Here is a 6,076-nt window from a genome sequence, read left to right as displayed (position 1 = left end):
CTCATGAACGACAACACCGCCGCCGGTGCGCCCACCGCGGGACCCGGGCCCGTCGACGACACCGCGCCGCCGGTCCCCGCGGAGATCGAGGAAGCCGCCCGACTGGCTCCCGACCACTGGCTGGGCATGGTCGACCCCGCGTGGTCCGGGAAGGGGGAACCGCCGGACTGGGCGGTGGTGGGCCAGTGGCGGTCCGGCCCGGACGGTGAGATCGAGGAGTGGCGCGCCAACGAGGGGTACCGCCCCTCGCCCCAGGCGCTCGGCTGGCCCGCACCGGCCGACCCGGTGGACGAGGCGGTACAGCTCGCGGCCACCGGGTACGGCCCGGGTGAGGCGGTGCCGAGGGCGCTGGCCGGGGCGGAGGTCGCCGTCCTGCTCGGCCCCGGCGGCAGCCCGCTGTCGGCCACTTCTCCCGACGGGGCATCTGTGGTGCCCGTCTTCACGTCCCCCGGCTATCTGCAGGCGGCCGGGCGCTTCGGCTACGAACTGGCGCCCGTGGCCGAGGTGGTCGACCGGATACCGGACGGCCACGTGCTCTACCTCAACCCGTCGGGACCGGTCGGCATGACCGTGGAGACCGACGCCCTGCGGCAGGCGGTCGACGCGGCGGCGCGCGGGGCGGACGGTTCGCGGGACGGGACGGGCCCCGCATGACGAGCCCTTCCGGCACCCCGGACGAAGGCGTGGGCGCGGGCCCCTCCGGGACCCTGGGCGGTCCGACCGCCGTGCTGAGGGGCCGGCCGGGGTTCCGCGAGCCGCCCGAGGACTACGTCAGGGCGGCCAGGGAGGCCCCCGGCCACTGGATGTCCGTGGTCGACCGGCACTGGAGCGGTGACGAGGACGAGCCCCCGCCCTCGTGGGCCAGGCTCGGACGCTGGCGGAGCGACGGGAACGGGGAGATCGTCGAGTGGGAGGAGAACCCCGGCTACCGCCCCTCGCCCGACGCGCACGGCTGGGCCCCGCCGGTCAGCCCGGTGGACGCCGCCCTACAACTGGTCGCCACCGGCTACGCGTCGCAGGAGCTGTTCGCCCTGATGCTCGCCGACGCCGAGTTGGCCGTGTGCGTCGACGGGAGCGGCGGGTTGACGGTGACCGACGCGCAGGACGGTACGGAGGCGGTGCCCGTCTTCTCGGCGGCGCCGGAGCCGGCGGCGGGCGAACTGCCACCGCACGAGGTGATGTTCGTGCCCGAACTCCTGGACCGGCTGCCACCCGGGAGGGAAGTGCTGTTCCTCAGCTCGTCCGCCCCGGTGGGGCAGCTCGTCACGGTGACCGAACTGCGCGCGGGCGTGGCCGAACTGGAGGAGTACGAGGCGCAGGAGCCCCCCGACGAGTGGCCGGCCTGAGGTGTTGTGCGGGTACGGTTGACCTTTGAACGGTGGAACGCGGGGGCGGAGCACGGTGTCTCTCCAGGAGTACGAACCGGGCATCCGGATGCCGCCGGGCAGGCCGGGAACAACGTTGTCGTCGGGGTGGGGGCCATGGTGCTGTGGGGTCGCGTACCGCGATGTCATGGGAGGTTCACACTTCGGACCCCGGTATGTCATCGCGGGGAAACCGGATTTCGGGGTCGGCACCACCAGACTGTCAAACGATGAGGGTGAGTTCGAAGGGATGGACCGTGTCTTCTGTGTCGGGAGTGCCCGCCGGTGACTGAGTACGACAACGGGCCCCTTCCCACGATGCCCCCTCCGCCCGAGCCCGAGCCCTTCCCCGCCGACGAGGACGCCGGGGCGATACCGGCGTACGCCCGACCGGTCACCGAGTCCACGGCCATCACCGGGGCCACCGCCGCTACGGAGTTCACCGCCGGTACGGAGCCCACCGGGGACACGGAGCCCGCTGACGTCACCGAATCCGCTGACGTCACCGAGCCCTTCCCCGAACCGCCCTCGGAGGTGACCGAGGCCGCCCTGGGCCTTCCCGACCGGTGGCTGAGCGTGCCCGATCCCGCCTGGTCGGGTACGGGCGTGCCGCCGGACTGGGCGGTCCCGGGCCGTTGGCGTACGGATTCCACGGGCACGATCGTGGCGTGGGAGGACAGCGCGGAGTACCGCCCCTCCCCTCAGGCGCGCGGCTGGCCCAGGGCCACCGACCCGGTCGAGTCCGCCGTCCAGCGCGCCGTGACCGGCTACGGCCCGCCCGGCGAGGTGCTTCGTACGCTGGCCGCCGCGAAGGTCGCGGTGCTCCTCGGCCCCGACGGCGATCCGCTGGCCGTGCGGTCGGCGGAGGGCGAGCCCGTGGTCCCCGTATTCACCGCCCCCGCCTACTACCGCGTCGTCGGGACGTTCGCGGCCCGGGTGGTCCCGGTGGCCGACGTCGTCGAGGGGCTGCCCGAGGGCCACTCGCTCTACGTCAACCCGACCGGCCCGGCCGGGATGGTCATGGACACCGAGGCGCTGGCCGAGGAGATCGCGGCCCAGGAACGCGGTGAGGCCCGCCCGGTGCGGCCCGGGGAGCCGGGCGGGGCGGGAACGCCGCGCATCCACGCGACACGGGTCAAAGACCCGGCGGTTGCCCAGGTCCCGGGCACCGGCACGACCGGTGCGCCGGCCGGCGGAAGGCCGCAGAAGTGACTCGCTGGGGTGGTCCCTTCGCGCGGCGCCGGGGCGACCGCTCCCCGGCCCCCGTCGAACGGGCCGCCACGAACCTGCCGGAAGCGGCACCCGAGGGTCTCGTGGTGGAGGACCACGACGGCCTGCTGCTGCTCCGGACCCCGTCGGACGACACGCTCACCCCTGCGGATGTCGCCGATCTGGCGCGCAGCATGCGCACGGACGACGGCACGGTGACCGTCATCGCGGGCGCCGGGGGCACGGAGGCCCGCTCCTTCTGGCCGAGGCTGAGCGAACTGCTCGACTCGCTGCGCGACTCGGGCACCGAGTCCGTGCAACTGGTCATGGCCGGCGCCGGGCACGACGCCGAGGACCGGCCCGCCACCGCCCGCCGGATCGCCGACGCCTGGGGGTTCGAGGTGAGGGCCCCGGACGGGCCGCCCCTCGTCGTACCGGGCGGTTCGCTCTTCGTCCCCGTCGCGTCCACATCCAACGGGGGTGCGGCCGCAGGCGGCTGGTGGCGGTTCGCCCCCGGCGCCAAGCCGCAGCCGCTGGGCCCGCGCAGCCCGGAGCCGTCCTGGCAGTCCGCGCTGCGCGGTGTGCCTTCGGGCACGGCCGGCGGCTGCGTGGTGGAACAGATCCCGGCCGGGCTGCTGGTGCGGCCCGCAGGGGCGGCTCCCGCGCAGCCGGGCGATCTCTACCACGCCGTGCCGGTCGACCCCCGGCGCGCGGCCGTGGTGATCGGTGTGCCGTACGGGGAGGATGTCTCGGCCGAGGAGGTCGCCGAGGTCCTCGACTCCCTGCCGCAGGAGGCCAGATCGAGTGCGCGGCTCGTGCCCGGCGGCCGGCGTGACCTGCTGTCACTGGCCCAGTCGGTGTCCGACCGGACGGACGCCGATGTGGAGGTCCTGACCGGCCTGCCGCTCGTCGCGGCGGGCGGCCCGCTGGGGACGTACTCCGTGCGTTCGGTGCTGGCCGCACCGGACGGGACGCCGACGTGGATGCCGTTCGTGGACGCCGTCGTCTGCCGGCCGCCCGACGAGAGCGGCCGTGCGCGACCGCCCCGGGTGCTGCGCTGGACCCCGCCGCTGCCGGGTCCCGCACGTCCGGAGGAGGGCGTGGTCGGCCTGACCGACCGCTGGCAGGTCACCGTCACCAGGGCGGGCCTGTGGGTCGGCCCGCGCGGCGGCCCCTCGCTGTCCCCCACGGCACGTCAGGTGGACCCGGGCGGACCGGTGATCGAGCTGGGCATGCCGGGCGAAGTCATGGACGCGTCGCTGTGGCCGGCCCTGTCGGGTCTGCTGGGTGCCCTGGCACCGGCCTTGCGTGCGCGCGCGACGCTGCACGTGCACGGCGTGTCCCTGGACGGCGGCCTCGAACTGCGCCGGCTCTCCGCCCAGCACGGCCTGCGCACCCTGCGCTACGCCGCCCCGGCGCCGGCCCCGGCCCGCGCCAGGCCGCCGGCTCCGGCCCGCCCGGCCCCCGCACCGGTGAGCCGGCCGGGCGCGGTGCCGGGACCGCAGACGCAGTCGTCGAGGCCCGAGCTGCCGCCCCAGCCGTCGCGACCGGGACCGCAGGGCCGGACCACGGGATCGGCCCCCGTCCGCCCGTCGGAGGGCGCCGGGCGCACGGCGCGTGCCGAGCGCGCCGGGCAGCTCCGCGAAGCCATGGCCACGGGGGCGGCGGCGAGCGCCGGGGCAGGAGCAGGAGCAGGAGCGGGAGCCGCGGCGAGCGCTGGGGCAGGGGCCGGTGCCGGGACACCCGGACGGCCTTCCGGTCCCGGTGCGGCCCGGAGGCCCGTAGCCGAGCCGGCAACCGGGAAGCCGGGGACGCCCCGGAGGACCGGCGCCGGCCCGGAGCCCGAGGAGCTCGACGGATCGGACGACGGCGTCCCGATCGGCTCGCTGGGGCGCGCCAGGAGGCGGGCCGAAGCGGCCGGGGGAGCGGCGTCCGGCACCACGCCGGGCCGCACCGCGCCCCTGCCGGAACAGAGCGAGCCCGCCGGGCCGCCGACAACCGGGCCGGGCCGGTCCGAGAGGCCCGATGGTCCCGGCCCCGGTCCCGGTGGCTCCGGTTCGGATGAACCGCGAGAAGCCGCAGCCGCCGCACCCGACCCGGACGATGGAAGCGACACAGGCGGCACAGGCGGCACAGGCGACGCCCGCGCCGGAGCCGACACAGCCGACACACCCGACGGAAGCGACGATCAGGCCGAGCCTGCGGCGGAGGAGAACCCGGCAGCGGCGGACGGCCCGGAGCCGCTCGCCGGGCGGAGCCCGTCCGAGGAGCCCGCGACCGAGCCGAGGCCGAGTGAGCCGAGGCCGAGTGAGCCCACGCCGAGTGAGCCCACGCCGAGTGAGCCCACGCCGAGCGAGCCCACGCCGAGCGTGACCGAGGCGCCGGATCTCCCCGACGACGTGCTCCCGGCGAAACCGGTGCGCGTGGAATCCGCCGCACCGGCCGACCCTGCCCCCGCGTCCCCGGTGGCCACGGCATCCCGGGACGTGACGGCCGAGGCGCCGACGGAGCCGGACGGGACCGGAACCGCAGGGGACGAGGCGGCACAGACCCCGGACGCCCCGGACGCCCCGGCGACCCCGGACGCCCCGGCCACCCCGGCGAACCCCGGTGCCCCGGAGGGCCCGGCCCCGGCCGAGGTCCCCGACACACCTTTGGCGCCCGTCCCGTTGGACCCCGGACACCGCAGCACCGAAGCCGAACGGACCGCCTTCCGCGCGCTCGCGGACCGGGGGTGGGACCGGCACGGCGCGGCCGTCGCCAGGTCCCTCGCCCGGCTGCCCGCGCTGCGCGGCAAGGAACAGGAGGCGGCCCGCGCCGATCTGATCGCGCTGCGGATGTATCTGCTCACCCCCGAAGGCCCGTTGAGCCATGGCGCGGTGGTCCGGGCGCTGCGCGAGTACGAGCCCGACATGCTCCCATACGGCGCCTGTGTGGCCTCGGCGCTGAACAGGCTGCCGTCCTACCGGGGAGCCGTGCTGCGCGGCACGGGCAGCGACCCGGCAGCCGGCGCGGCGCTGCCCCGTCCGGGGACGCTGCTGCGCGATGCCGGCGTGCTGAGCACCACGCCGCTCGATTCCACCCGCACGGCCGTGACGCCGGGCGGGAGCTACGTCATCTGGTCGGTGGCGGGCCGGCGCGTCCGGCAGCTGGCCGACCACAGCCGTGGGCCCGAGGAGGTGGTGTTCGCCCCGGGGACCCTCTTCCGGGTGCTGGACGTCCGCCGCGACGGCCCGTCCGTACAGATCTTCCTGCGTGAAATGACCGGTCCTGCCACGGCGACCGCGCCCGATCCCGACGCGGATCGTGCCGTACTCGCCCGGCTGGACGAAGCCGTGCGCGGGCTCCCGACGGCTCCCGAGAGCACCGGCCACTGGCCGGAGCGCTGCGTCGGATCCGTGGGCGCCGGGCCGTGACGCGACACCCACACCCATAGACGAGTAGGGGAATTGCATGGCGCGTGAGCATGATCCTTCCAACGAAATACCGTCACCGTCCGGCCC

General features: G+C 76.0%; 4 protein-coding genes. All 4 read left to right on the top strand.

The annotated features are described in order from the left end of the window. Positions 1-3: 3 nt before the first annotated feature. The 4 genes from EDD93_RS09600 (at position 4) to EDD93_RS09585 (ending at position 5,989) form a co-directional block, all read left to right on the top strand. A complete protein-coding gene (locus EDD93_RS09600) occupies positions 4-654 on the top strand; it encodes a type VII secretion system-associated protein (RefSeq protein WP_123524745.1) in 651 nt (216 codons plus the stop codon). After that, a complete protein-coding gene (locus EDD93_RS09595) occupies positions 651-1,346 on the top strand; it encodes a type VII secretion system-associated protein (RefSeq protein ID WP_123524744.1) in 696 nt (231 codons plus the stop codon). The genes EDD93_RS09600 and EDD93_RS09595 overlap by 4 nt, the downstream gene beginning before the upstream one ends. Before the next feature lie 303 nt (positions 1,347-1,649). After that, positions 1,650-2,576: a type VII secretion system-associated protein gene (locus EDD93_RS09590; RefSeq protein ID WP_260255679.1), complete on the top strand. Its 927-nt coding sequence runs from the start codon at positions 1,650-1,652 to the stop codon at positions 2,574-2,576. Then, positions 2,573-5,989: a hypothetical protein gene (locus EDD93_RS09585; RefSeq protein ID WP_123524743.1), complete on the top strand. Its 3,417-nt coding sequence runs from the start codon at positions 2,573-2,575 to the stop codon at positions 5,987-5,989. The genes EDD93_RS09590 and EDD93_RS09585 overlap by 4 nt, the downstream gene beginning before the upstream one ends. Positions 5,990-6,076: the final 87 nt, after the last annotated feature.

Source organism: Streptomyces sp. 840.1, assembly GCF_003751445.1.
Classification (GTDB): domain Bacteria; phylum Actinomycetota; class Actinomycetes; order Streptomycetales; family Streptomycetaceae; genus Streptomyces.
This window is presented reverse-complemented; position numbering and strand designations above follow the sequence as displayed.

What these genes read in the sequence shown, in the direction of transcription:
- EDD93_RS09600 (WP_123524745.1), top strand. Translation starts at nt 4, where the DNA reads ATGAACGACAACACCGCCGCCGGTGCGCCCACCGCGGGACCCGGGCCC.
- EDD93_RS09595 (WP_123524744.1), top strand. Translation starts at nt 651, where the DNA reads ATGACGAGCCCTTCCGGCACCCCGGACGAAGGCGTGGGCGCGGGCCCC.